The following is a 25,363-nucleotide window of genomic DNA, read 5'->3' as shown; positions in this document are numbered from 1 at the left end:
TATGACCATCGACGCAAGCTCATTGCAACCATTGGAAGATGAGACCCGAAGCGATTCGGATGGATCGTTGCGTGCGCGACATGCTCGCTCGAAGGTATTGCCTACCTATCACGAAGATTCGGGTGAGTACGTTTCTGATGCAGCTTCATCAGGAGGGTTCCCTGCGATCGATCTGCCATCGATCGAGGATGTGGATGATGGCGAAGACGAGGATGACCCTCATGCTACCGAACCTATTCCGCGCGTTCAGGCTGACCGTGTAGCGACGCTCGGTTCTTCGGTCACGTCCACGGGTGATTCCGAACACGAACCGATAGCCATCGAAAATGCGGGCAAGAAGGACGTGAAAGCGTACCTTAGCTCGAGCAATTTCAAATGCGTGAGCGCTCGTGATCCTGAAAAGCTCTCTGAATATGCTTATGCGCCTACTGATAAGGGCTTCATCCTCTCAGTGGAGAAACCGCTGGGCAATACGAATTACAAGCGTATGAAAGCGCTGCTCAGACGCCGCGTGAAGCCTTCGCGCTTCGTGCATAGTGTGGAGGTTTCGGAAACAGCCGAGAAGATGGCATTGGCCTATGGTGTCGATCCGCGCGTAGCGCGCATGGCTGGCCTTTTGCACGACTGGGATAAGGCGCTCTCACCAAAGCGCCTGCGCGATCGTATCGCGCATTATGGGCTCGACATCGATGGCCCCACACAGATCAACATGCCTCAATTGCTCCATGGACCCACGGCAGCTGTGGTGCTCGCTGATGAATTCCCTGAATTCCCTGCCGAGTTGTTCCAGGCTATCGAGCGCCATACGGTGGGTGGCATTCACATGACGCCGCTCGATATGATCGTGTTCTGTGCTGATAAGCTCGAACCGAGCCATGACGTGCCAGTCTATCGTGAACTTTACGACCAGATCGGTGTGATGGATCTGGAGGATATCTTCATGGCGGTGCAGCGTGAGGGGCTCACGTATCTGCTTCGCATGGGTCGACCGCTTGATGTTCATGCGGTCGAGGTTTGGAATTATTACTGCGCCCAGCAACAACGCGACGGCGATTAAGGAGCTTCAAGATGACCGAAAGACTATCTGCGCGTCAGTGCGCGCTGATCGCCGCGAAGGCTGCTGATGAGAATAAGGCCACCGATATCATGGTGCTGGAGGTGGGAGAATTGGTCGATGTGACCGAATACTTCGTCATCGCAACAGCCCGCAATACGCCCCACGTAGGTGCCATCCTGGAAGCGATGGAAGATGCGCTGCGCATCGAGGCGAAGGTGAAGCCTATCTCGCGCGAAGAGACCAAGGACCATACCTGGGAGCTGCTCGATTACGGCGATTTCGTCATCGATGTGTTCCAGCCTGAAGCGCGTGAATACTATCGTTTGGAAACGCTCTGGAATGATGTGCCCATCGTTGATCTGGCTGAAGCGGGCATCGAGCATCCTGAATATTCCGAGCGTATCGCTCAGCTCGTGCAAAAGATGGAGGAAGCGGCTCAATAACCACCCAGGGTGCGGCGACTGCAAGGTAAGGGCAAGGGGAAGGCTCTCGGATTCACCCGTTTCGCTGTTCGCCTTCGGCTCATGCGCTGCACTGCCTCATGTTTTATTGACACGAAGGAACCCTTGCGGGTTCCTTCTGTTTTTCAAGTTAGTGTTCAGAGTGAATCTACGACCCTTCCCCTTGCCCTTACCTTGCAGCCGTAGCACTGTGCACGGTTTTTGGGCTAAGAAATGGGGACGGGTTCAATTCTGTCCGGGACAAAATGGGGACAGGTAAAATGTTAGCTTTTGAGGCCGATGTCGTTGAAATAGTCCAGCCAGCGCTCGAAGGATTCGTCGCTGATGGCGTGCTCCATTTGGCAAGCCTCTTCTTCGGCTACTTCAGGACTCAGACCGATACGCTTCACTAAGAATGCGGTGAGCATCTCGTGGCGCTTCAGCACAGACTGGCCGTATTCGTATCCTTCTTCAGTGAGCGTGATGTCACCATAAAAAGGCTGGTCGAGCAAACCTGCTGCTTTCAAGCTGGTTATCGCTTTCGATACTGAAGCTTTAGAAACACCCATCTTCGTTGCTACGTCGACCGAACGCACTGGTTGGGTGGGCGAACCGCCCAGCATGACGATGGCTTCTAGGTAATCTTCATGAGACATCGAGACTTTTTCTGCGCTCATGGTCTTTCTCGCTTTCAGATCAGCACGCTCGAGGAAGGGGAGGAACCTATCTTCCCGAAGTTCGAGCACTGCTTCGAAGAGTGGGTCGTTAAGTGTTCATTGAATAGTATACTGATTAACTGCATTGACACCTATTAAGGATCACAGATGACCAACAATCTCTATATCGATACGCGCGGCAACGTCAAAGACCCCATCAGCTTCACTGAGGCCATCGTAAAAGGCCTGGCGCAGGGCGGAGGATTGTTTGTTCCGGAGTCGCTCCCTACGTTCACGCTCGATCAGATCGTGGAACTGGCGAAGCTGCCGTATGCGCAGCGCGCTGCTAAGGTCTATCAAGCATTCGATACCGATCTGGATGACCAGACCATTGAGCGCTTGATGGCAGCGACCTATGGCGATGCGTTCGATACCGAAGAGATATGCCCGATCACCTCGCTCGATGATGATACTCACGTGCTCGAACTGTGGCATGGCCCCACCAGCGCATTCAAGGATATGGCGCTTCAGTGCTTGCCATATTTCTTCAGCGAGAGTGCAGCGCAGCTGCGAGAGAAGGGCGTGATCGACAACACGTTCCTCATCCTGGTGGCCACTTCGGGCGATACGGGCAAGGCGGCGCTCGAAGGCTTCAAGGACAAGGAGGGCATCCAGATCGCGGTCATGTATCCCGATGGCGGTGTGAGCGATATCCAGTACAAGCAGATGGCCACGCAAGGTGGCAGTAATGTTGACGTGTGGGCGGTCACGGGCAACTTCGATGATTGCCAGACGGGCGCGAAGAACGTCTTTGATGATGAAGCCTTCAACCAGAGGCTGATGGACGAACATAAGGTCGCGCTCTCCAGCGCGAACTCGATCAACTGGGGCCGTTTGTTGCCGCAGGTTGTCTACTATATCTCTACCTACGGTACGTTGGTAGAGCAGGGCAAGATCAAAGCGGGCGACCCCATTGACGTGTGCGTCCCTACGGGCAACTTCGGCAACATCTTGGCTGCATGGTACGCCAAGCAACTGGGTACGCCTATCGATAAGCTCATCTGCGCGAGCAATGAGAATCGCATCCTCACGGACTTCATCACCACGGGTACCTACGATATTCGCGACCGCGAATTCATCCTTACGCCATCGCCTTCGATGGACATCCTGGTCTCTTCTAATGTGGAGCGTCAGCTCTTCGAGCTTTCGGGTCGCAACAGTGATGCCATCGCGCAATGGATGAAGGATCTGAAAGAGAACAAGTGCTTCACCATCGATGATGTAACGCGCGAGAAGCTGCAGGCTGAATTCAAGGCCGGTTCGGTCGATAGCGAGACATGCCTTGAGACCATCAAGGAAACACTCGAGGCTCACGACTATTTGGTCGATCCGCACACGGCGGTTGCGGTGAAGGTTGCGCAGCAGCAGCGTGGCGAAAACCCGGTGGTCATCGCATCAACAGCGCACTGGGCGAAGTTCGGCGATAACGTGTACAAGGCACTCCATGGTTTGAAGTCCACTGATGAACTGCCTGCTGAAGTTGCGGCGCTCACTGGCTGCCAGTTGAATGAACTGATCGCCAAAGAAACAGGTCATGCGAACATCCCGCAAGGTCTGGCAGAGCTTGACCAGAAGCCTATCCGCTTCACCACGGTGATCGAAGGTACGACCGATGCTATCGAGGCGGCGGTCGAAGGTTTCACGAACTAGAGCAGGGTCGATACTCACAAGAAAGGACCAAAACGATGATAGAAGGAAATCTTGGACTCCTGGTTATCCTTGGCTCGATCTGCGCGGTTGCGATCATCGGCCTTCTTGTATGGTTCTTGGTGCGCTCCATCGGACTGATGGACAACGTCCGCTATTTGGCAGATGTTGCGCAGGCAGAAAACCCTGATGTGCCGTATCGCCAGACGAACAGCATCGTCACCATCATGGTCATCATCGCGGTGGTGTTCCCCTCGCTCATCACGCTGGGCGTATTCATCTTCAACATCACCTCGATCTTCGCGTTGGGTAATGCGCTCGATACTGCGCTCGATCCTTCAGCCACGGTGAACTAAGTGAACTAACGCGCGCTCGCATTGCGGCTGAGCGCAATCAGAGCATCTTCACCGAGATGGTTATCTCGAATTGCTGACCGTCCTTCCCTGAACAAACGTGACGAGAGGTCACGCCATTTCCACCTTGGCCTGAACCATCAGATTGGGTCTGTGGTGCTACGTTCATGGGTATCTCGTCATCTTCGAAGTGGTGCAAGCAGCCAAAACATACATCCATATCGATGAAGCAGACCGAGCCGCATATGGGGCAGGTCTTGTATTCTGCTGTGGGAGGATCGAGCTGGGCTTGCGCTGGTACTGGGTGTTCGCCAGGATAGCTTCCATGGATCACTTTCATAGGGACTCCTTTGTATCTTGTGGAACGATGAGCAATGATCAAGGCCGGCTCACTTCGGGTGGCGCCAAGCGAAGGTGGTCGCCTGAGGAGAACCAGTGATCGTTCTCGAATACTGCTGGCATCTCGAGCACGCCACATGCATTATTGCAGGAACGTTTGGTCCCAGGTGGAACTGCGCGTTCGGAATGGATGACGATGCCACGCTTGTCGAAGAATGCCACGTGGATGGGGTAGCGCATACCGTAGGTGTGGATACTGTGGCAGGGCGCTATCATGAGCAGTTGCGGCCGAGGCGGGCTCCCTAGCAGTCCGCGCATGCGCTTGAAGAACGAACTTGCAACCTTGATCTTCGGAAAGAGGGGCACTTCTCCTTCGATAGGCCATGCTGTGCGCTGGTCGGCGCGTGGAGGGTGTGATCTTCGAGAGCGTTTGATGGTCGGGCTCTCGGCTGTTGAGCTTCCTTTCGAAGTAGCGGTGTGAAAGACTGTGGGGTATGTCATGATTCCTCCTTCGTTCTCGATCATTCAGGATCGATGATGTTCACGATGATGACGGTCTTGCTGTCGATGGAAAGATATTGCAGCACGAGCCAACGATAGAGCCCTTCGGCCTTAGCGAAACTTTGAATGGTTCGATCGCTGGATTCGAGAGGGCACCATCCTTTGGATGTGAGGTTTTCAGTACAAAGCTCTTGAGCCTGGTCGCAGGATCCTTCGAAGGTGAAGCTGATGGTGGAGCCTGAAACGTAAGCTTCTTCGAAGTCGCATGCGTCTAGGGCTTCTGTCGCAAAAGCGTGGGGAAGCTCGGTGTTCAAAGGAATATCGAAAAGGGTTCGCGCTACGCTCACCACGTCGTCTTCCTTGCCTTCAAGCAGGCTGTCCAGTCCTTCGGTCTGTTCGTTCGAGAAGCTTTCGGTAGGAAGAGCGTTCGATAGGTTCGCGTCATCGGTTGCGCGGGCGGCGTCGATCCCGCAGCATAGGCCAAGGGCGATGAGCAGCAATGCGAGCGCTATTCCGATCTTGTTGAAGGCTTGCTTGGTCATAGGAACACTCCTGGCTTGTAGCTATCAACGGTCATCTCTACGATGTGTTCGATCGGCGGGAGTGCTACGCCGAAGACTTGGCGCAGCGGGTAGGCACCGAATACAGTGGGCGTGTAAGCAAGCGTTCCGCGATAGGTGGTCAGACCGCTGTCCTGGGCCCCTGAGTCTACCGTGCATTCGAGATAGTCCTTTTCCTGGTACGGTTCAAGTTCGGCGGCTATCTGAGCACAGATCTGGCCTGCCGCCTGTTCGCTCGCGGGCGAGGGAGCGTATACGCACACTGATTCGCGGAAGATGCGATCGAAAGAAGAGCATTGCGCTAGGAACATGATGCTATTGAAAGCCACTAATGCGATCATGAGCATCACGGGGAACATGACTGCGAACTCTATGGTCATCTGCCCTTTTGTTCCTGTATCGCAGTGCATTTCCCTCGACCGTGCAAAGGGTTGTCGAGAAGTTACTGGCCTTCGCGTGATCGCGCCGCCACCATGCGCCCGTACGTAATCTGTTCGTTGGCGCGCCACAAGAACGCGTGCAGCACGAGCGCGCATCTGTTTCGAATCGAGCCTCATTGCCACCTCCGTCCATGAACGAAGGAAGATACCGCCTGATCGAGCGCAGAAAATGCCTCATGGATCGAGTTGGTTGCTGCATCTTTGATGGATTGTGGTAGCGACACGGTGATAGGGATCTCGAGGGATCCTTGCACGATCTGGATGGTCGCGATCTCTATGGTGAAATCAGCATCGTCGATAGCTCCGGTCACTGCACCTTCGGCTTGCGAGAGCGTGTAGGAAAAAAGCTCACCAATGGAATTGCGACCTAGGCTTGACTGCTTCACTTCGACCAGTTGCGCGCCGAAGTTGGTGTCATCAGCGCGTGCAATATGAATCGTGTTCACGAGAACAGCCTTCTGAGGTGAAAGATCCGTAGGCTGAAGTCCGAGATCACCGAGCACGGTCTCGAAGCTTTCCGCGGCCCATTGGCCAAGCCCACTTTCGCTAGCCAGTGGTATCGCATCGATGGCGTTTCTCATGCCTTCACCAAGCGCACTCTGACCTTCTCCATATCCCTTGAGCAAGCATGACCATAGATCGAGGGCTACATTGGCGACACCGCCTCCCATTCCGGCTTCAGCATATCCATCCAGGATGCTATTGATCGCGGTCTTGCCGCTTTCAGTTGATTCGGGCAGCAGGGTAGCGCCTGACATGGCAGCGCGAGTCCGGAATTCTCCTGGACTATCTACAAAGCGCGAAAGAAAGCTCGACTGGCCAGGGTCGGTGGTCACCACGAAGGCGATCGCACCATATTTTCCTGGTGGATCGATGGTGATCCGCGCACCCTTCACTTCTTCAAGGGCTTTCGCGATGGTATCGATCAGTCCTTGCGCTCTTTCTTTTAGGGCGCTCGATCTCTCATCGAGCTTCTTGCGCTCCTCTTCGTAGCTTTGTGCTAGTTCGGCTACTTTGCGGTAATGGTATTCGAACCCGTTATCGATCGAGCTCGAAGCAGCGGCAACGCTTCCCATGCTGGAAGTTGTGAACTCGCAAGAAGGGCAGGTCTCGAAAGCGCTATTTTGGTCAGCTTGCGCAATAGAGCCGCGCCCCTCTTTGGTACTTTGGATATAAGTCGGGCAGCCATCGTAGGCGTGCATCATCTTCTTTCCTGACGCAGCGATAGAGATAGGGTAGCGACTTTCGGTATAGAGAACGGTCTGCTTCATCTCTTCGGTGTTCTTAGGCAGGAGCGGGAAGTAGGCATCGAAGCTTTCAGACGTTTGGTTCACGTAGCCTTTCTCGAGTTCGCTCGAGGCATATTGATAGAAACGCTTGCGCAGGGACGATCGTGCTCGTTCAGCAACAGACGAGGTGTTCGCCACTTCGATCTGAGCGCGAGTGCGGTAATAGGTTCGTGCTCGCTCGAGGGGCACTTCGAAATCCCAGGTCTCCGATGAGGAATAATAAGGGTTATCTGCACCCGAAAGATGGGCGAGGTTCTTCGCGCGTTCATACATGCAATAAGCACTTTCGCTGCCGCTGTCGTATCGGTAGGCTGCTTCCTTGATGGCGTTGGCCTCGTGGGCAGCATCTTCAGCTTCTAGACCAAGCTCGGCGAGCATGGTCTGGGCCTCTTCGACCGCTTCGAAAGCTTTGTCAGTGAGGCTGTGATCTTGTTCTTCGAGCGGGTCGGTCTGCCACGGGACCAAGATCGCAACACCTGTATAAGCTGCGCCCGATCGTACGTTGGAATTACCACCTATGACGCTTGCTGCCTTAGCCGAAGCCGCCAAAGGCAAGATGACCTTCAAACGCTCGAGTGCGTCTTGAGCTCTTTGGGTGAAGTTTCGCTGAGTTTCTCTCAGCTTCTGCGCAGCTTTCATGAGCGATTCGGAAAATGAGGCAGTGACCGGTGTGCAAGCAGCGGCCACGCCCAAGCCCAAGCAACAGAGCGAAGAGAGCGAAAGGGAGAGTGCGATAGCATCGCAAAGCGTAGCAACCACGCAGTATTCACCTACAACGTTCTCGGCAGCAAGGGCTGCGGCATCAGCCACTTCTTGGATATCGCTCGAGACGGAGCTCACTTCATAGACTTGCGCTGAGGTGAATATGAGCGCAAGGGTGATGAGAAGGGCAAGCGCGACCCCTACGGTCGAAAAGCCGTCTTCGTCATGAAGGATATGTTCAAGATTGTCTAGGAATCGTTCCATCGTTCTATCCATTGCGTCGGGTCGGAGCCGATCGGGTTGTTCTGTACCCAGGTGGCTTTGGTGGTGGTCTCATGCGTGACCTTCAATACGAAATTGCCTCTTTCGTTGAGCAGCCCGAGCGCAGCTAAGCCAAAGTCGAACAGGGGAAGAGGCCTCACCTCATTCGAGATCTGGACCAGGACCCCGTTCGAAGTTTCGTTGCCCTCGTAATAGACATTCCATGTGCAGAGTGGGTCATGTACGTGGAAGTTCTCCTGCTGAGGAACGGCTGAAAGCTTGCGTTTTGCAAAGCCCTCGACCGCTTCGGCGTTCTGCTCCAGCAGTGATTCCGTGGCAACGATGCGACAGGTTTCAGCAGCTGCGCCTTGCATCACCAGGTAGGTGTAGAGCAGGATGCCAGGCTGGATCAGCAACAGCAGACAGAGCAGGATCATGGGGATCATGAAGGCAGCTTCAACGGTTGCTTGTCCAGATTGCCGCACGTAGGCACACCCTGAAGTTAGACGCTCATCACATCCTTCACGGTGTCGAAATCCACATCCTCGATGGCATGGGATGAAGCGCGCAGAGCATGCTCGACGATCTGCCCTTCTTCGAGGAAGGAATGCAGTGCACCTAGTGCGATGACGAGCGCTAAGAACCCTGTGAGCACGATGGCGTACTCTACGCTTGCTTGGCCGCATTCGGGATCGTTCTGCTTGCGGGAAGATGCGCACATCACAGTCCGTTTATGCCGCTTGAGATAGCATCCCAAAGCTCTTGGATCTTGGGCCTGAACAGCGTGATGGCGATGATGGCGATCACTACGAGCACACCGACCAAGATCGCGTATTCGGTCGTGCCTTGTCCTTTTTCCTGTACCCAAAGATTGATCGCTTTCTTGGCGAGCTCCTGGTGTTTTTGAGAGATCCATTGTCTTGCGGCGTTGAACATAGTATTTCCTTTCTTGTTCGGGTCTTAGAATCCAGATATCAATTCCAACAGCACTGGGCCGAGGATAAGGATGAGCATGGCGGGAAGAATGAGCGTGCCGATAGGAATGAGCATCTTCACGGGCGCCTTGGCTACGCGCTCTTCAAGCTTGGTCTTACGAGTCGCACGTATCTCGGCGCCGGCGTTGCTGAGCGTTTCAGCGAGCGAGGTACCGAAACGCAGCGCACGGATGATGCTTTCCATGATTCGTTCGAGCAGGCTCGAGTCATAGCTTTCCGCAAGCGTGCGCAATCCTTCTTCGCGGGTGATGAGCCCATGGTTCCATTGGGTCTGCAGGAGAGCGCAGAGACGACTGAGCCCGCCAGAGAAGTACTGGCAATAGAATTCGAGCGATCTGTCGAAGCTCAATCCACTGCGTAGGCCGAGCACCAGCACTTCGATGAGCTGGGAGAGTTCTTGCTCTACCACGGATGCTCGCGCTTCGATCTCCTGCTTGAGGGCTGCATGAAGTGCCTGAAATCCCAAGATGAAGCCTGCTACGCAGAGGATGCCTGCGAGCATCTCCGAGAACAATGCGCCGATAGCAAGGCCTCCAAGCGCTCCGCCAAGAGCAAGGTTGCGTCGTGTTCGCCCGCAGCCTTCCAAGTTCACGCTACCAGCAAGACCTGCTTTGGGGAGCATTTCTGTGAGCGCGTCTGCCCGTAACAGCCAGAACTTGCCTACGGGCTTTCGTGCTTCATCGGCGGGAAGTGAATTTTTGATGGCTTGCAAGAGCACACTTCGGTACACGCCCCGAACTTCGAGAATCCTTTGGTCGATCCGCGTGTGCTGATCCGCCCCTGCTTGCAGCCGATAAGCTCGCGCGATCCTCTGCTCTTCGTGTTTTGCAAGCCCCCAGTAACCGAGCGCTGTGCCCGCAATAGATGCGTTCGTGATGCCGAGGATGATCATCGCGGTCTCCATCAGGCCACCTCCACGTGCAGGATCTTTCGTACGAGCACGATGCCGATCGCTTGCATGGCGATAGCGGCGCAGAGCAATAGGATGCCGATGGTGCTGGTGAAGAAGGGGTCGAGGAAGCCTTCAGAGATAAGAGAGAAGATACCGATGAGCACGAAGGGCATGATCGTGACGATCTGAGCAGAGAGCTTTGCTTGTGCGGTCTGCGTTTGGAGCAGTCGTTTCAGCTCGAGCTGGTCGCTCACGGACTGGCGTACTACTTCGAGCACCTGAGAGAGGCTACTACCAGTGCGGTGTTGGATCTCGAGTGCGGTGGCAAGAAAGAATAGCTCAGGTTCGTTGGTCTGGTGCTTGAGCACTTCAAGCGCTTCTTCGACGGTGCCGCCTGCATTGATCACCGCAGCGGTTCGCAAGAAGACTTGCTTCAGGGGACCTTCCAGGTCTAGCGCTACTTGATCGAAGATCTGGGGGAGCGAATAGCCTACGCAAAAGCATGCATTCATACCCTGGAGCGCAGCGGGCAATTCTTCGCGTAAACGCGTCTTGTAGAGCTCCTGCTGTTTGGTGACCCACGTGTTCAAGGCGATGATCGCCAAGAAGATGGCGGTGATCGCGAATACCCAAGATCCCGAAAGGAGCATTCCTCCTGCAAACAGGATGATGGATATGCCAACCATCAAGCTTGCGAGCGAGGTGGTATAGGTGGTGACCCCTCGTTCTGCCAGGGTGGTTCGAATGTTGCCCAGGAATCGTTCTATAGCAGGGACCTTCACGAGCGCTCGGGCGAGCGGTTCGAATGGACGGATACCATTGCGCAGAAGGTAGTGCATACGAGAGCTTTCTGCGCCTGAGAGCAATGCGGCTTCAGATAGAGTGCGAGAGTGCGTGAGCGCATTCGCGAGCCACATGCACAGGCAAGCTGCCGCGAAGAACGCTGCAACGAACGCTATTCCGCCGATGATACGCGTTGTTTCCATGATTCAACCTCTTCAAGGGTGGCAATGCTGAAGGTGGGCAGCGAATCGACCCAGGTGGGTATTTGTTTCCAGATGCCAGGTTCGCTCCAGAGCGGACGCTGGAAGTAGTCGAGCGTGGTGCATTGTTTGGCTGCAGGATCGTAGTAGTATCCCACTATGTCGCTGAGGTAGCGTTTACCGTTCGGGTCGCGCTTGGTCTGCACTACCAGGTCGAGCGCTTCAGCGATCTGCAGCTCGACCACCTCTACGGGTAGGTCCACGCCATAGCGCACCATGGTGGTAAGACGACTGATGGCTTCTTTGGGCGAATTAGCATGTAGCGTAGTGAGCGAACCATCGTGACCGGTATTCATGGCTTGGAGCATATCGAGGGCTTCGCTGCCGCGACATTCGCCTACTACTATGCGATCAGGTCGCATGCGCAGGGCATTGATGACCAGGTCTTTGATGGTCACTTCGCCGAAGCCTTCGATATTCTTCGGTCGCGCTTCAAGGCGCACTACATGTGGATGAGTGGTGAATCGCAGTTCGGCCGAGTCTTCGATAGTGATGATGCGCTCACCTTCCGAGATGCACGAGGATAGAGCATTGAGCAGCGTGGTCTTGCCACTTCCTGTGCCTCCTGAAACGGCGATGTTGCAGTGATTCTGTACGGCCCAACGCAAGAACATGAGCGTATCGCCATCGAACGATCCAAGCTCGGCCATGTCTTCCAGTGAGAAGAATTGCTCGCGGAATTTGCGTATGGTAAGGATGGGTCCGTCGAGTGAGAGCGGGGGAATGATGGCGTTCACGCGATGACCTTGTTCGAGGCGTGCGTTGACCATGGGTGATGTTTCGTCTACACGTCGACCTAGAGGGCTGATGATGCGATCGATGAGCGCATAGACTTCGCTGCTGTCACGAAAACAGCTAGACGATTCGTGAAGCACGCCATCGGCCTCGTAGAACAGTGACCTTGTGCCATTGACCATGATCTCGGTGATGCGACCATCAGCCAATAATTCTTCAAGTGGCCCTAAGCCGAATACGCTGTCGAGATAGCGGTTGGTAAGGGTCTCTCGTTCTTGGACGGTCTTGCCTATCCATGGGCGTTCTTCGAATACGCGTGTGCAAACATGGTTGATCTCGTTGCGTGCTTGTAAAGGGTTGCGAGCGATCATGGTGCCCATATCAAAGGAAGAAAGATGTTGCTGCACCCCTTCGCGCAATTCTTCGAATTCCTTGTCGAGTACAGAAGAGGTATGCGTAGTAGGGACCGCTTCGATGATGCGATCTTTATGTTGATTGGCTTGTTGGGCTCGATTGACCCTTTCGAGCAGCGACATGATCCCTCCTTTCTTGAGGGCTGATCAGGAATAGGAAAACGATGCGGTTGCGCACTGGATTAAAAGCATGCTGCACGGCGCTTTTGCCGGGCGCGTAATTTCGCCTTTACGTTGGTTGGCCCGAATCTCTCAGGCGTTGCAACAGTGGGTTCGTTAGTTGGTGCAAGGGATGGTTTCGCACGCTGGAAGACGGTCTCTTTCAGAAGAGATTCGACGCTTGCGCAGAAGGGGTTGTTGAGCTTGGCAAGCTTGTGCGCCATACCCGCGCCGAGTAATTCACCCACTTCTGCGCCGCCGTCCCTGATCTCATGAACTTTCGCTCCCTTCAGTGCGCAGGAAACATCGAGCGCGCTCAGTAAGGATCTCTTCGAGCAGAAGTTCAACAGATAGGAAAACGAAGTAGTAGCGATGCCGCAACGTGCGCACAGATCAAGGGCGTGGTTGCACGCACGTATCGAAGAAGGCCGTTGGTCGAGCAAGAAGAAGACATGGTTGGAAGCTTCGAGCAGTTGGATCTGTAGATCGGACCAGAAAGATGCGGTGTTCACCACGATCAGGTCGAAATGGGGTTTCAGATAGCCAAGCAGCTCTGCGATCCTGCTCTCTATCAATTCGGAATGTTCTAATCGTGCAGGAGCAGAGAGCAGCGCTGGCCAGGTGTCCACCTTGAGCAGTGTTTCGATCTGTTCCGGGCGCATGAGGATATCGCTCGTGTCAAGAGGGTGCTTGTAGCCAAGAAGGTATTGCAGGTCGCCGAACTGGAGATCCGCATCGAGTATGAGCGTGCGGAATCCCTTGTTCTGAGCTAGTAGAGCGGTAAGCACTGAGACACTGCTCTTGCCCGTGCCGCCGCTACCACTCACGATGGATACGATGTTGGCACCTTCTTCGGTCGTGGAGAGGGTTTTAGGCTTACTGCCAGAAAGCGCGTTGTTCGCAGGAGTCTCGATGGATGTTGTTGCAGACGCATGGGTAGGAACGGGCATAGGTGCAGATGTCAGCTCAGGAGTTGGTGTGGCTGCTGATGCTGTCGTTGGGGTAGGTGCATAGGTTTGGGCAGGTGCGGTCGCTGCCATGCCGAAATCCATACGCTTGGGGATATCTGGCAGCGAAGGAGACTGTTCGGATCGGGGTATTGGTGTTTCTTCGATCTCTACCGTGGGGAGTGGGCCGGTATCCTGCGTACGGTCACGTTCGATACGCTGCACGGTCACGTGAGGAGAGGGCGTTGCAGGGGTGTACGAAGCTTCGATCGAATCTGCGGCGTTCATACGCTTGCGCGCGGCATAAAGATGTGCGAATTCGCCTTTTCCGCAGATGGGAACGATGCCTGCATTCTGACAACGGCTCATATTCGATCCAGAAGGCGAAGAGAGGAACAAGCGGATGTTGTTGCACGCATTGTCCTTCTTCAGCGCAGCGGCCAAGTTGATGCCATCCACTGAATCGCTCGAGACCACCCAGGTCTCATCAACGGCGTGCTCACGCAAGTACTGGCGCGCGATGAGCGCATCGGCGAAGGCAACGAGCCAGGTCTGATCTAGGATGCGCTCTCCTTTTAAGCCAAGACCGCTTGGGTTTCGTAGGCATTCTGAATCAGCGCAAAGGGCGATCTTCTTGTTCATGTTCTGATTCTCCTTACCAGGTGAGAGGGTGGGCTGAAGTGTTCGAAAAGCTTGTTTGCGCATGGTTGATCCTTAATCATCGGCAGTTGGGGAATTTGCAGTGGTGCTGGCAGAGCGTTCATTGCTGGCCTCGCTGCTGTCTGCAGCTTGCCCTGCATCGTTCTCAGCGAACGCAGAAGCAGCTGGCTTAGCTGATGGGAGCGTGAAGTAGATCTCCATGGATTGTGAAGCGGCCACGAATTCCTGGCTTTTCTCAGGTTCTACTGCAAGGGTCACCCAGGTGATCTTCGAGCGCGAAGAGCTCTCTTCGCTGCCAGCACTGGTCGCAAGCACTTCAAGATTGCGGCCTAAACAGGTGGTCTTGCTACCGGTGGCGTATACGTCTACCTTGCTCCCTGCATTCAGGCTGCCACCAACCGCCTGCACGTCATCAACTGGAAGCGCGATAGCTACGAGCCCTGCGGGAATATCGAGCTCTTTGGTCTCGTTGTTGAAGCGGCTATTCGATACCACTTCACCTTGCAAGATGAGCGAAGTAGCTTGCTTGCCTTCAGCGTCATCAAGGCTAAGGAGCGCGTCTTCGGGTAGAAGATCGCTCAGCCAGGTCTTCGTGGTGCAATTCGAGGGACTGAGCGTTTCGCCCGGATGAATGGTACGCGTGGCCACTAAGACCTCAACCTGTTCACCTCCATAGCGTTGAAGTGCTTCATTGCGCTTGGAGTCGGCTTCGGCATAGACCATCTCGGTGTAGAGGAAGACGCACACCGCGCATGCGAGCCCACAGACGATTCCGCATATCAACAGTCGTTTCTTCATAAGAGCCCTTTCGGTCGGTTCCTTCATTGTGAGAGTCGGACCTTAATGAAATTTGAAGAAAAACTGATGTCATACTTAGATATAACTCACATAAATTTGAAATCTCGAGGTCATAGGCTTAAAAGGAAGGGCAAGGAGTCGAGTGATCCGAGGGAAACGATAAATTAGGTATTGCAGAGCGCAAGACTGTGCTATCATACGAACAAATGTTTGTTTTCGATCTAAGGATCTTGAATGCAGCCTGTTGAGCGCATCATATTAGGTATCGACCCCGGGCTTGCGAATACTGGTTGGGGTATCGTGCACCAGAGCGGCCCACGTATGACCTGTGTGGCTTATGGTTGCATCTCCACCAGTTCGTCCTCTTCACTCTCTCTTCGCTTGCGCAAGATCTATGAACAGATAACGGCTGTGGTACAGCGCTTTCAGCCAACCTGCGTGGGTATCGAGACCGTGTGGTTCGGGCAGAACATCACGGCAGCCTTCGCAACGGGGCAGGCGCGTGGTGCGGCATTGGTAGCATGTGCCAGTGAAGATATCTGCGTGGAGGAATTTTCGCCCAGCCAGATCAAGCTGGCTATCGTGGGTACGGGTAGCGCCGAAAAGGAGCAGGTCCAATACATGGTGAAGCAGGTGCTGGGGCTCGATAGGATCCCATCGCCCGACCATTCTGCTGATGCGTTGGCTGCGGCGATCTGCTTCGCGACTCATGCGCTCGATGGCAGGCGGCTGAAGCGCGCTTCGGGACAATAGACGTTAGACCGCAAAGTGACAGGCATCGTGTCGATGGGCATCATGCATCATGTCGGTGGCATTTTATAAGTAAGGAAACACTACGCAATGATCTCGTTCATCAAAGGAAGCTTGGTCTCGACTAACGAAGAGGGTGTCGTCATCGAAGTGAATGGCATCGGGTACCGCGTGTCCATGTCGCTCATCTCCATCTCGAAGCTCGGCACCATCGGGTCGCAGGTGCAGGTGCTCACGTATATGTATGTGCGCGAAGATGCGCTTGTCCTCTATGGCTTCATCGACGAAGAAGAGCGTGCGCTGTTCGAGCGCCTCATCACCATATCGGGCGTGGGTCCGAAGGTGGCGCTTTCAGCGCTTTCACGTTTCGAACCACAACAGCTCATTGGTGCCATCGTGGCGCAGGATGTGGCTGCTGTTCAGAAGATTCCTGGGGTTGGCAAGAAAACAGCTCAGCGAATTGTTCTAGAATTGAAAGATGTTCTGGCTCAGGGTGCGATAGGTCCGCTTTTCGCTCCTGCAGAGCCTGATACCCAATCGGTCAGCGCAGCAACTGATGCATTGCTCTCCATGGGCTTCACGTCAGCTGAGGCGGAACTGGCACTCAAGGGTGCGCCTGAAGGTGCGAATGATTCAGAGCTCTTGCGCTATGCGCTCAAGCGCTTAGGAGAATAGGGAATACGTGGCAGATCTTTTCGAAATAGAGAATCTTCTATACGACGCATCGTCTGATGATGGTCAAGCGCCTTCTGCGCGTATGGCCTCGGTCGATCTGCAAGAAGAAGATCTGGTGCTCGATCGTTCGCTGCGCCCGCAAAAGCTCGATGAATACATCGGCCAGCCGAAGGTGAAGGAAAGCTTGCTCATCCTTATCGAAGCGGCACGCCAGCGCAAGGATGTGGTCGACCACATCTTATTCTCGGGCCCTCCGGGTCTTGGTAAGACCACGCTTGCGAGCGTGGTTGCTAATGAGATGGGCACGCGCATCAAGGTTACCAGTGGCCCAGCCATCGAACGCACGGGAGACCTGGCTGCGATCCTCACGAATCTTGAAGAGGGCGATGTGCTCTTCATCGATGAGATCCACCGTCTTAACCGCATGGTGGAAGAGATCCTCTATCCGGCGCTCGAAGATTTCGTGCTCGATATCGTGGTGGGCAAGGGGCCTGCGGCACGATCGATCAGGCTCGATCTGCCGCATTTCACGCTCATCGGTGCGACCACGCGCACGGGTCTGCTCACCGGTCCACTGCGCGATCGTTTCGGCATCTCATTTCGCTTGAACTATTACGAACCTGAAGAGCTTGGCCAGATCATTCGCCGCTCTGCGGGCATCTTGGACGTTGATATCACCGAAGATGGTGCTCTGGAGATCGCACGCCGCAGCCGCGGTACACCGCGTTTAGCGAATCGCTTGCTGAAGCGTGTGCGCGACTGGGCGCAAGTCAAGGGCGCTAGCACCATCGATGAAGATTGCGCGGCCGAGGCTCTGAGCTTCTTCGAGGTCGATTCGCTCGGTCTTGATTCGGTCGATAATCGCATCCTGGATATGCTCTGCAGTCAGTTCGGTGGTCGTCCTGTCGGTCTTTCCACGCTTTCCTCGGCACTTTCCGAAGTGCCCGAGACACTCGAAGATGTTTATGAGCCCTATCTTATGCAACAAGGGTTGCTCGTACGCACCCCGAAGGGGCGCCAGGCCACCTTGCGCGCCTATGAGCATCTGGGCATCAAACCGCCTGAGGGGGTCTTCTAGATGCTTCAACAAGACTATCTGCTGCGCATGTTCACAGCGCTCGCTATTGCGGTGCGTGATAGCATCTTGCGCGCACAGGGGGCTGATGACCCCGAAGGTGCAGCTGAGCTGCTCGAAGCGGCGCTCGATAATTCGACCGAGATCGATGGCTCCCTGCTTTTGCAGATGGCCCCTGAGACTTTCGTTACCATGGTCCAGCTTTCCCAGACCGACCCTCAGCTGATCGGTTATATCTCGCGCACGCTCATGTTGGAGTCGCAATACCTTACCGATGCTGGTCTTGATGCGAAAGCGGAACTGCGAAAAGGGCAGGCTCAGGCGCTGGCACGTGCGTATGGCTTTGAGGTGGACGAATCGGATGTCTCTCCCGAAGCCTTGGAGGCGTTCTTCGATGATCAAGAATCTGCTGATGAAGAGTGGTTCGAAGACGAAGAAGATTCTTTCAACGAAAATCTCGAACAATTTTGATCTTTCTGCTTGACGCAAAAGTAACAGGTGGTTAACATCTTCTACAAGTTAACTTAAGCGAACAATGTTCGCGCATCCAGGATGGAGAACACCAATGGTCTTGGCAGAAGTAAAGAAGAACGGCGTATATCACGTTAAACAACTTCATTGCATGGGCGACATGCATCATCATCTGGAGGACATGGGGTTCGTGCCTGGGGAACCGATCCAGGTCGTTTCTCGGATCGGCGGCAACCTGATCGTGAATGTGAAGGGCTCCCGTGTAGCGCTCGCATCGGATCTGGCCAAGAATATCGTCATCTAAACGCTATCGAACGATAGAGAAGGGAGGGTATGTGAAAACTCTTCGCGAAGTCAAGCCTGGCGAGACCGTAACGGTTACCAAGCTCACGGGTTCTGGTGCTACGAAGCGTCGCATCATGGACATGGGTCTTACCAAGGGCGTTTCTGTGTATGTTCGCAAGGTTGCCCCGCTGGGCGATCCGGTGGAGGTCACCATTCGCGGCTACGAACTGTCGTTGCGCAAAGAAGATGCGCAGATGGTCGAGGTTTCCTAGCCTCCCAGATCAAGAGGTCATAGGTGAGGAGCTAGCTCCTATCACGCGACCTTATTCGTGGTGCATTTGATGCGCCAATTTTTTGAAGTATGAGTTAACCATAGGTAACAATAAAGGAGTAGAACACATGAGAGTTGCACTTGTTGGCAACCCGAATTGCGGTAAAACGACTCTTTTCAACGCACTTACTGGCGCGAACCAATACGTTGGCAACTGGCCTGGTGTTACCGTTGAGAAGAAGAGCGGCAAGCTCAAAGCAGATAAGGATGTCGAGGTCATCGACCTTCCTGGCATCTATTCGCTTTCCCCTTACACCCTTGAAGAGGTCATCGCGCGCGATTTCCTGGTCAAGGAAGATCCTGATGCGATCCTGAATATCATCGATGGCACCAACCTCGAACGAAATCTCTATCTCACTACGCAGTTGCTCGAGATGGGCATTCCGGTCGTGGTTGCGGTCAATATGATGGACGTGGTGCGCAAGCGTGGCGATCAGATCAACATCACAGCGCTCGAGGAGAAGCTCAGTGCTCCTGTCGTTGAGATCTCGGCGCTGAAGAACGAAGGCATCGACCAGATCGTGAACTGTCTGAAGAGCATTCCTCAGACCGTTGGTATCGAAGCGATGCCGTATTCGCGTGAAGTGGAAGATGCGATCACCGAGATCATCGAGCGCCTGCAAGGCTCGCTCGAATACGCCTATACCGACCTCAAAGAGCTAAAGGAAGGCGAGGTCAATAACGTTCCTGAGCATCTGCTGCGCTTCTATGCCATCAAGCTGCTCGAAAAGGATGAGAAGATCCGCGAGAGCCTGAAGAATCCACCCAAGGTGGAGGACATCGTCGAGCGCATCGAAAAGAAGTATGACGATGACACCGAAAGCGTCATCACCAACGAGCGCTATACCTGGATCTCATCCATCATGCCCGAGGTGCGTTCGCTCAATGATGTGAATGCGCTCACCACTTCCGATAAGATCGACCGCGTGGTGACCAATCGCTTCTTGGCGTTGCCCATCTTCGCGGTCGTCATGTTCTTGGTCTACTACATCTCCGTTTCTACGGTCGGCACGTTCGCGACCGACTGGGCCAATGACGGCGTCTTCGGCGATGGCTGGTTCTTAGGATCTGGCGGCGATGAATACGCCGAGGTCGTGGAAGAATTCGACGAAGCTTCAGAGAACATCGCAGCATTCGATGAGGCTGCGATCGAAGAAGGTCTCGATCCTGAATCCGACAACTTCCTGGTAGAAGCTGAAGAAGCTGGCATCATCGGCACCTATGAGGCGTTCGACGATGAAACGGGCGAAAATGAGCTCGTTGAAGTTGACGCAGCGACCTATGAGGAATCCCTCGACATCGTCGCTCCTTATGCAGGCGACGCAGACGCTATCGCTGCCTTCGAGATGAAAGCAGAAGAGGAGGGCCTCGATCCTGAATCCGAAACCTTCATCGAAGATGCCGAAGAAGCAGGCATCATGGCTGAATACACGAAAGTTGATGAAGAAACGGGCGAAGATGTTACCCAGATCGTAGACGCAGCAGCGTACGAAGCTGAGCTTGAAGGCGGTGCTCCCGACCCTGCTGAGTATGGCATTTGGGTTCCTGGCATCCCTGTCATCGTGGAAGAAGGCCTTGCTGCGATCGATGCAGCCGACTGGCTGACCGCACTTATTCTTGACGGCATCATCGCTGGTGTTGGCGCGGTCTTGGGCTTCATCCCGCAGATGCTCGTGCTGTTTTTGCTGCTCGCATTCCTTGAGAGCTGCGGCTACATGTCTCGTATCGCGTTCATCCTCGATCGCGTGTTCCGTCGCTTCGGCTTGTCCGGCAAATCCTTCGTGCCCATCCTCATCGGTACGGGTTGTGGCGTGCCAGGCGTTATGGCATCGCGCACCATCGAGAATCAGAACGATCGCCGCATGACGGTCATGACCACAACGTTCATCCCGTGCGGTGCGAAACTGCCGATCATCGCCCTGTTCGCGGCAGCGGTCTTCGGCGGCGTTTGGTGGGTTGCTCCTTCGGCATACTTCCTGGGCATCGCAGCTATCTTGTGCACGGGTATCATCTTGAAGAAGACCCGCTTCTTCGCCGGTGACCCTGCTCCCTTCATCATGGAGCTGCCCGCTTACCATATGCCCACCGTGGGCGCGGTCTTGCGTAGCATGTGGGAGCGTGCATGGTCATTCATCAAGAAGGCTGGCACCATCATCTTGCTGGCATGCATCCTGGTTTGGTTCATCTCCTCTTACGGTGTTGTGGACGGTGTGTTCATGGCGGTAGAGGACCAGAATGATTCCATCCTCGCCGTGCTCGGTACGCTCATCTGCTGGATCTTCAATCCCCTGGGTTGGGGAGACTGGCAAGCGGCTTCCGCAGCGGTCACGGGACTTATCGCGAAGGAGAACGTGGTCGGTACGCTCGGCATCCTCTACAACGGCGATGCTGGCTGGTACGCCAATGTTCAGGCCTCCTTCACGCCGGTCGTCGCGTATTCGTTCCTCGCATTCAACCTTCTGTGCGCTCCGTGCTTCGCAGCAATGGGTGCGATCAAGCGCGAGATGAACAACCGCAAATGGTTCTGGGCAGCCATCGGTTACCAGTGCGGACTTGCATGGGTTGTGGCGCTGTGGATCTTCCAGTTCGCAGGCCTAGCAACAGGTGAAGCGACCTTCGGCGTGTTCACCATCATCGCAGCTGTGCTTGCTATCGCCTTCATCTACTTGCTCTTCCGCAAGAATAAGTACAAGGGCAAGGAGGGCATCTCTTCGGTATCCGCCGAAAGCTGATCGATCGAACCGATCGGGGGACAGGTCCCAAACTGTCTGGGACAGAATGGGACCCGTCCCCAAAGTGTCCGGGACAGAATGGGGACAGGACTATGTGCCTGAATGAGCCAAGACCTGCCCTCTGTTTCCAAAAAAGGACCCAACCCTGTTATTGAAACCGTTCATCCCGATAGGAAGGGGGTAGTCAAATGAATCTCGGAACTGCTGTGGTGTCGCTTCTCCTCGTGGTGGTCGTTGTGGCCATCATCCTCGGCATCGTGAAAGACAAGCGTGCAGGCAAGAATGTCGGGTGTGGGAGCTGCAAATCGTGTGCACACACATCCTCTTCTCAAAAAACTTCTCACGCGAATTCGAGCTGCTGCTCGTGTTCCTCGCTCGACAAGATGCTTGCCGACATGGAGCAGGCCGCAGGTTCTTCCCCAGACGTGCCCCCTTCCAAGTCTTCGCACTAGCTTTGGTAATGTGGTGGCGGCAACTTGCCACCATGCCCCTGCAGTGCTCGTTATTCCTGTTGAAAGCGCCCTGGTTCTACCGGGCGCTTTCGCGTTTGTCGAGCTATCGCTCGAAGATGCTCACCGTTTCTATGTGATACGTTTGCGGGAAGAGGTCTACGGGAGTGGCGCTGATAAGGCGATAGCCTTGGTCTTCGATACGAGCCACATCGCGCGCCCAGGTGCTGGGGTTGCAGCTCACATAGGCGAAGCGCTTCGTGTTGGTTGCGGCGATGTCTGCAGGCACGCTTTCGGCAAGACCGACACGGGGCGGGTCTACCACTAGGCCATCAAGTTCGCCAAGCTCGGGCAATTCGCGCGCGCTATCGCCACCGATCACCTCTGCGAAAAGATCGTTCAATTCAAGATTCCTGCGCAGGTCGCGCACGCTCGATGCTTGGGACTCCACCGCGAACACCTCTGCGCAATGCTCTGCCAGCGGCAGGGTGAAAGTGCCAGCGCCGCAATACAGGTCGGCGCAATAGGAATCTTCACCTGCAGCTAGGCCTTCGAGCACCAGCTTGATCATGGTCTCGGCCTGTTCGGTATTCACCTGGAAGAAGCTTGGAGCGCTCACCCGATAAGCAAGTCCCAGCAACTTCTCCTCCCAGTATCCTTTGCCAGCCAACACTTCAACACCCTTGATCTTACGGGCTTTGCCAGGGTCGGCCAGCACGCGCACTACGCTCGTGGCCTTCACGCTGTCTTGCAGGATGGATGCAACGCGTGCGCGAGGGAAGGGGCCAGGCTTTGTCCACAGCGCTATCTCGGTCGACTTCGTCTTTGCGCTCGATCGCACGCCCACACGGAAGATCCCTAGATCCTGATTGCCTTGCGCATACTTCAGCGCGCCGCGCAGCGCAGCGGGGGATTTCTCGATAGCCTTCGCAGCAACCAAGCAGCTCTTCGTCTCGACGATATCGTTCGTGCCTGGATGATGAAATCCCAACCTGAATCGCTGAGAAGGAGAGGGGCTCGATCCACTGCGAACCTGTCCCTGTTTTGTCCCGGACAGATTTGAACCCGTCCCCATTGGGGAAACCCATGCGGCGTGGAGCTCTATCTTGTTGCGGTAGTTGAATTCGCGCTTGGATCGAACCGCTTCGTCAACTAGAGCTTCAGCTTGTTCACGGTCCTTACCACCGATGCGTACCAGCTGTTCAACCACATTGGCGCGTTTCGCGGCCAGCTGGCCTTCGTAGGAAACTTGCATCCAGGGACATCCGCCGCACGAATCGAAATACGGGCACTTCGGTACCACGCGTAGGGGGCTTGGCTCTATCACGCGCACGATGCGTGCTTCACAGTGGCGCTTCGCATCCTTCGTGATCTCTATCTCGACCACGTCTTCAGGCACGCCTCCAGCCACGAATACGGTCTTGCCCGAAGCGAGCCTGCCAACAGCGTTGCTTCCTTGGGTAAGCCCAGTTAATTCGACTATTTCGCTCACGGAGTAATCAATCCTCACACTAAAAGCACGCGGCCCTTGGTTTTGCATCTTTTATAATAACGTATAAAATTAGGAATAATGCCCTCTTAGCTCAGGGGATAGAGCGTCTGCCTCCGGAGCAGAAAGTCGCAGGTTCGAATCCTGTAGAGGGCACCAAATTTGTCGCAGATGCACCAAGCCCAATAGCGGCACCACGCGCGGGCGAACATACAAACGAGGAGCTCATATGGCACTGTACACACCAGAATACAAGCCCAATGGCCACGAAGTGGCAGTCATCAAAACTTCTCAGGGCACCATTCGGGTCGAACTCGATGGCGAAAATGCACCCATCCACGTTGGCAATTTCGTCGAGCTGGCACAGAAGGGCTTCTACGATAACTTGAAATTCCACCGCTATGTTCCTGATTTCGTCATCCAGGGCGGCGATCCTAATACGCGCGAACTGGACTCCGAACAGGTGAAAGCGGCTGAAGGAAACCCCTTTGCTGGTCTTGGCACGGGTGGTCCAGGCTATACCATCAAAGAAGAGTTCTCCACCAATCCCAATAACAAGCACCTCGACGGAACGCTGGCTATGGCGCGTTCCCAGGATCCTAATTCGGCAGGCTCGCAGTTCTATCTGTGCCTTGGCCCTCAGCCCTTCTTGGATTCTGGCTATACGGTGTTCGGACAGACGGTCGATGGCCTTGATGTGGTCGGAAAGCTGCGCGTTGGCGATGTGATCGAGTCGATCACGATCGAGAACGCTGCATAGCGGAGCGAATATATGAATAATGATTTGTTTCAACAGGCACGAAGCGCTTACGTAGACAAAGACTACGAAACTGCGCTCGCCGATTTCACCGATTGCCTCCAAGATGCTTCAGCAGCACTGGCACCAGGGGAATTGGGCCTGCTCTATCACCAGATCGGCAACTGCTTGGTGAAGCTGCACGATCCCAATGAGGCGATCCATGCCTATTCTCAGGCGCTTCACGATACAGCATACGATGCTCATGGTTCGGTAGCTTATAACCTGGGCACGGTCTATGCTTCTCAGCTCGACTACGAAGACGCCATCCCGTTCTTCAACGAAGCGCTCGAAGATCCGAAGTACAAGACTGGCTATAAAGCCTACATGGGTCTGGGCAATGCGTATTTGAAGCTGGGCAAATCGGCCGAGGCGGGCGCATCGTTTCGCTCGGCGGCGCTCGATGAAGTGAATCCTGATCCCACGAAGGCGCTCTTGAACCTGGGCGTGTGCTTCATGGCGCTCAACCGCCCCATGGACGCCATCGCCTCTTACGAGAGCGCACTTCAGTTCGACATGCCAGCGGTCATCCGCAACAAGCTCTTCGCGAATATGGGCCAGGCCTATGTTGCAGCAGGTAAGATGGCAAAAGCAGTGAAAGCTTTCGAGTCGGCTCTGGCTGATCAGACCTATGTTTTCAATGATGCGGCCAATGTCGATTATCAGCGCGCTATCCAGGCGGTTGCTTCTGGTGTCACCGAAGAGGATCAGAAGAACGAAACCGAGACCGACCTTTCAGGTCTGGACGTTTCCAGCACGGGCATCTCTTTCGAGGAGGAAGATGCCGAATCTGTGGCCGAGGCAGGCACCATGATCCTTTCCTCTGCTGATATCAGCGAGCAGATGGATGCCTATGGCAACCCCGTGCAGACCGATTTCTTCGAGACCAACGACGTGCTCCTCCAAGATTGGAGCAAGTCAGCATCCCGTAAGAAGCGTCGCAAAGGCCTGACCATCGCTATCGTCATCATCGTCATCGTGTTGGCTATCGTGGGCGGTGCTGTGGCTGTGGTCACCCAGGGTATCGGCTTACCTTCCAAGCAAGATGTGGTAGCTGAATTGTTCACCGATCCTGAGAGCGCGGATCTGTATGCGGGCGATGTTGACGAAGCGAAGCAGATGCGCATCGCGGATCTGATCGCGACGGGTTCATCGGTCGAGGTCGTAGGCGAATCGAATGATTTCACCACCGCAAAGGTCTACGTGAATGCCACCACGCCCGAAGGCGGCACGGTGCCTTACGAGATCTCCATGGTACGCGATGGCATGGGTTGGAAGGTAACGAGCGCTACGCTCTACTTCACCTCGCAGCACTAAACCAAGGCCGGCTCATCTAACGGAAACACGATCGTCCTAGATACGA

29 protein-coding genes and 1 tRNA gene are annotated in these 25,363 nt (G+C 54.8%); 15 read left to right on the top strand and 15 right to left on the bottom strand.

Annotated elements, in window-relative coordinates; genetic code table 11:
* The first annotated feature begins 1 nt into the window (after nt 1).
* Both yqeK and rsfS read left to right on the top strand, forming a co-directional pair.
* A complete protein-coding gene (gene yqeK, locus NFR25_RS05030; protein WP_251198158.1) occupies nt 2–1,057 on the top strand; it encodes a bis(5'-nucleosyl)-tetraphosphatase (symmetrical) YqeK in 1,056 nt (351 codons plus the stop codon).
* Nucleotides 1,058–1,068: 11 nt separating this feature from the next.
* Nucleotides 1,069–1,500 (top strand): ribosome silencing factor, encoded by a 432-nt coding sequence (rsfS, locus tag NFR25_RS05025; protein ID WP_251198157.1) that lies wholly within the window; start codon nt 1,069–1,071, stop codon nt 1,498–1,500.
* 281 nt (nt 1,501–1,781) lie between these two features.
* Here rsfS and NFR25_RS05020 read toward each other — a convergent pair whose 3' ends face one another.
* Complete coding sequence (locus NFR25_RS05020; RefSeq protein ID WP_251198156.1) at nt 1,782–2,174, bottom strand: metal-dependent transcriptional regulator; 393 nt, start codon at nt 2,172–2,174, stop codon at nt 1,782–1,784.
* Nucleotides 2,175–2,321: 147 nt separating this feature from the next.
* On the opposite strand from NFR25_RS05020, the gene thrC reads away from it, so the two are divergent.
* A complete protein-coding gene (gene thrC / locus NFR25_RS05015) occupies nt 2,322–3,863 on the top strand; it encodes a threonine synthase (RefSeq protein WP_251198155.1) in 1,542 nt (513 codons plus the stop codon).
* A 35-nt stretch (nt 3,864–3,898) separates the two neighbouring features.
* Nucleotides 3,899–4,216, top strand: coding sequence for a hypothetical protein (locus NFR25_RS05010; RefSeq protein ID WP_251198154.1), 318 nt, complete (start codon nt 3,899–3,901; stop codon nt 4,214–4,216).
* 37 nt (nt 4,217–4,253) lie between these two features.
* On the opposite strand, the gene NFR25_RS05005 is transcribed toward NFR25_RS05010, so the two are convergent.
* The 13 genes from NFR25_RS05005 to cpaB form a co-directional block, all read right to left on the bottom strand.
* Entirely contained in the window at nt 4,254–4,553 is a 300-nt protein-coding gene (locus NFR25_RS05005; protein ID WP_251198153.1) for a hypothetical protein, read from the bottom strand.
* Between the two features lie 38 nt (nt 4,554–4,591).
* Nucleotides 4,592–5,053: a DUF192 domain-containing protein gene (locus tag NFR25_RS05000; RefSeq protein ID WP_251198152.1), complete on the bottom strand. Its 462-nt coding sequence runs from the start codon at nt 5,051–5,053 to the stop codon at nt 4,592–4,594.
* 20 nt (nt 5,054–5,073) lie between these two features.
* Nucleotides 5,074–5,595, bottom strand: a complete 522-nt coding sequence (locus NFR25_RS04995) for a hypothetical protein (RefSeq protein WP_251198151.1) — start codon at nt 5,593–5,595, stop codon at nt 5,074–5,076.
* A complete protein-coding gene (locus NFR25_RS04990) occupies nt 5,592–5,993 on the bottom strand; it encodes a hypothetical protein (RefSeq protein WP_251198150.1) in 402 nt (133 codons plus the stop codon). The genes NFR25_RS04995 and NFR25_RS04990 overlap by 4 nt, the downstream gene beginning before the upstream one ends.
* 173 nt (nt 5,994–6,166) lie before the next feature.
* Nucleotides 6,167–8,308 (bottom strand): molybdenum cofactor biosynthesis enzyme, encoded by a 2,142-nt coding sequence (locus NFR25_RS04985; RefSeq protein WP_251198149.1) that lies wholly within the window; start codon nt 8,306–8,308, stop codon nt 6,167–6,169.
* Entirely contained in the window at nt 8,293–8,790 is a 498-nt protein-coding gene (locus NFR25_RS04980; protein ID WP_251198148.1) for a TadE/TadG family type IV pilus assembly protein, read from the bottom strand. The genes NFR25_RS04985 and NFR25_RS04980 overlap by 16 nt, the downstream gene beginning before the upstream one ends.
* A gap of 17 nt (nt 8,791–8,807) precedes the next feature.
* Nucleotides 8,808–9,026: an ATP-binding protein gene (locus tag NFR25_RS04975; protein ID WP_251198147.1), complete on the bottom strand. Its 219-nt coding sequence runs from the start codon at nt 9,024–9,026 to the stop codon at nt 8,808–8,810.
* Nucleotides 9,026–9,241: a Flp family type IVb pilin gene (locus NFR25_RS04970; protein WP_251198146.1), complete on the bottom strand. Its 216-nt coding sequence runs from the start codon at nt 9,239–9,241 to the stop codon at nt 9,026–9,028. Before NFR25_RS04970 ends, NFR25_RS04975 begins: the two co-directional genes overlap by 1 nt.
* Before the next feature lie 24 nt (nt 9,242–9,265).
* Entirely contained in the window at nt 9,266–10,204 is a 939-nt protein-coding gene (locus NFR25_RS04965) for a type II secretion system F family protein (RefSeq protein ID WP_251198145.1), read from the bottom strand.
* Nucleotides 10,204–11,178 (bottom strand): type II secretion system F family protein, encoded by a 975-nt coding sequence (locus NFR25_RS04960; RefSeq protein WP_251198144.1) that lies wholly within the window; start codon nt 11,176–11,178, stop codon nt 10,204–10,206. Before NFR25_RS04960 ends, NFR25_RS04965 begins: the two co-directional genes overlap by 1 nt.
* A complete protein-coding gene (locus NFR25_RS04955; RefSeq protein WP_251198143.1) occupies nt 11,148–12,506 on the bottom strand; it encodes a TadA family conjugal transfer-associated ATPase in 1,359 nt (452 codons plus the stop codon). The genes NFR25_RS04960 and NFR25_RS04955 overlap by 31 nt, the downstream gene beginning before the upstream one ends.
* Before the next feature lie 59 nt (nt 12,507–12,565).
* A complete protein-coding gene (locus NFR25_RS04950; protein ID WP_251198142.1) occupies nt 12,566–14,194 on the bottom strand; it encodes a P-loop NTPase in 1,629 nt (542 codons plus the stop codon).
* Nucleotides 14,195–14,203: 9 nt separating this feature from the next.
* Nucleotides 14,204–14,947: a Flp pilus assembly protein CpaB gene (gene cpaB, locus NFR25_RS04945; protein WP_251198141.1), complete on the bottom strand. Its 744-nt coding sequence runs from the start codon at nt 14,945–14,947 to the stop codon at nt 14,204–14,206.
* Between the two features lie 234 nt (nt 14,948–15,181).
* Between cpaB and ruvC the strand changes: the two genes are divergently transcribed.
* From ruvC to NFR25_RS04905, 8 genes are all read left to right on the top strand, one after another.
* Nucleotides 15,182–15,700 carry a crossover junction endodeoxyribonuclease RuvC gene (gene ruvC, locus NFR25_RS04940; RefSeq protein ID WP_251198140.1) on the top strand — a complete coding sequence of 173 codons (519 nt, stop codon included), beginning with the start codon at nt 15,182–15,184 and terminating at the stop codon, nt 15,698–15,700.
* Nucleotides 15,701–15,787: 87 nt separating this feature from the next.
* The gene (gene ruvA, locus NFR25_RS04935) at nt 15,788–16,372 is read left to right on the top strand and encodes a Holliday junction branch migration protein RuvA (protein WP_251198139.1); all 585 of its coding nucleotides are present in this window, start codon (nt 15,788–15,790) and stop codon (nt 16,370–16,372) included.
* Nucleotides 16,373–16,454: 82 nt separating this feature from the next.
* Nucleotides 16,455–17,450: a Holliday junction branch migration DNA helicase RuvB gene (gene ruvB, locus NFR25_RS04930; protein ID WP_420840609.1), complete on the top strand. Its 996-nt coding sequence runs from the start codon at nt 16,455–16,457 to the stop codon at nt 17,448–17,450.
* Nucleotides 17,451–17,918 carry a hypothetical protein gene (locus NFR25_RS04925; RefSeq protein ID WP_251198137.1) on the top strand — a complete coding sequence of 156 codons (468 nt, stop codon included), beginning with the start codon at nt 17,451–17,453 and terminating at the stop codon, nt 17,916–17,918.
* A gap of 94 nt (nt 17,919–18,012) precedes the next feature.
* The gene (locus NFR25_RS04920) at nt 18,013–18,222 is read left to right on the top strand and encodes a FeoA family protein (protein ID WP_251198136.1); all 210 of its coding nucleotides are present in this window, start codon (nt 18,013–18,015) and stop codon (nt 18,220–18,222) included.
* A 31-nt stretch (nt 18,223–18,253) separates the two neighbouring features.
* Nucleotides 18,254–18,475 (top strand): FeoA family protein, encoded by a 222-nt coding sequence (locus tag NFR25_RS04915; RefSeq protein ID WP_251198135.1) that lies wholly within the window; start codon nt 18,254–18,256, stop codon nt 18,473–18,475.
* Nucleotides 18,476–18,602: 127 nt separating this feature from the next.
* The gene (gene feoB, locus NFR25_RS04910; protein ID WP_251198134.1) at nt 18,603–21,266 is read left to right on the top strand and encodes a ferrous iron transport protein B; all 2,664 of its coding nucleotides are present in this window, start codon (nt 18,603–18,605) and stop codon (nt 21,264–21,266) included.
* Between the two features lie 188 nt (nt 21,267–21,454).
* Nucleotides 21,455–21,718: a FeoB-associated Cys-rich membrane protein gene (locus NFR25_RS04905; RefSeq protein WP_251198133.1), complete on the top strand. Its 264-nt coding sequence runs from the start codon at nt 21,455–21,457 to the stop codon at nt 21,716–21,718.
* Between the two features lie 103 nt (nt 21,719–21,821).
* Here NFR25_RS04905 and rlmD read toward each other — a convergent pair whose 3' ends face one another.
* Nucleotides 21,822–23,207 carry a 23S rRNA (uracil(1939)-C(5))-methyltransferase RlmD gene (gene rlmD, locus NFR25_RS04900; protein ID WP_251198132.1) on the bottom strand — a complete coding sequence of 462 codons (1,386 nt, stop codon included), beginning with the start codon at nt 23,205–23,207 and terminating at the stop codon, nt 21,822–21,824.
* A gap of 80 nt (nt 23,208–23,287) precedes the next feature.
* Between rlmD and NFR25_RS04895 the strand changes: the two genes are divergently transcribed.
* The 3 genes from NFR25_RS04895 (at nt 23,288) to NFR25_RS04885 (ending at nt 25,317) form a co-directional block, all read left to right on the top strand.
* A tRNA-Arg gene (locus NFR25_RS04895) sits at nt 23,288–23,363 on the top strand.
* A 70-nt stretch (nt 23,364–23,433) separates the two neighbouring features.
* The gene (locus tag NFR25_RS04890) at nt 23,434–23,964 is read left to right on the top strand and encodes a peptidylprolyl isomerase (protein ID WP_251198131.1); all 531 of its coding nucleotides are present in this window, start codon (nt 23,434–23,436) and stop codon (nt 23,962–23,964) included.
* Nucleotides 23,965–23,976: 12 nt separating this feature from the next.
* On the top strand, nt 23,977–25,317 hold the full coding sequence (locus NFR25_RS04885; protein ID WP_251198130.1) for a tetratricopeptide repeat protein: 1,341 nt from the start codon (nt 23,977–23,979) through the stop codon (nt 25,315–25,317).
* Nucleotides 25,318–25,363: the final 46 nt, after the last annotated feature.

It is taken from the genome of Anaerotardibacter muris (assembly GCF_943192915.1).
Lineage (GTDB): Bacteria > Actinomycetota > Coriobacteriia > Coriobacteriales > Eggerthellaceae > Anaerotardibacter > Anaerotardibacter muris.
Note: the sequence above shows the minus strand (reverse complement) of the source record. Positions and strands in the feature narration are given on the sequence as shown.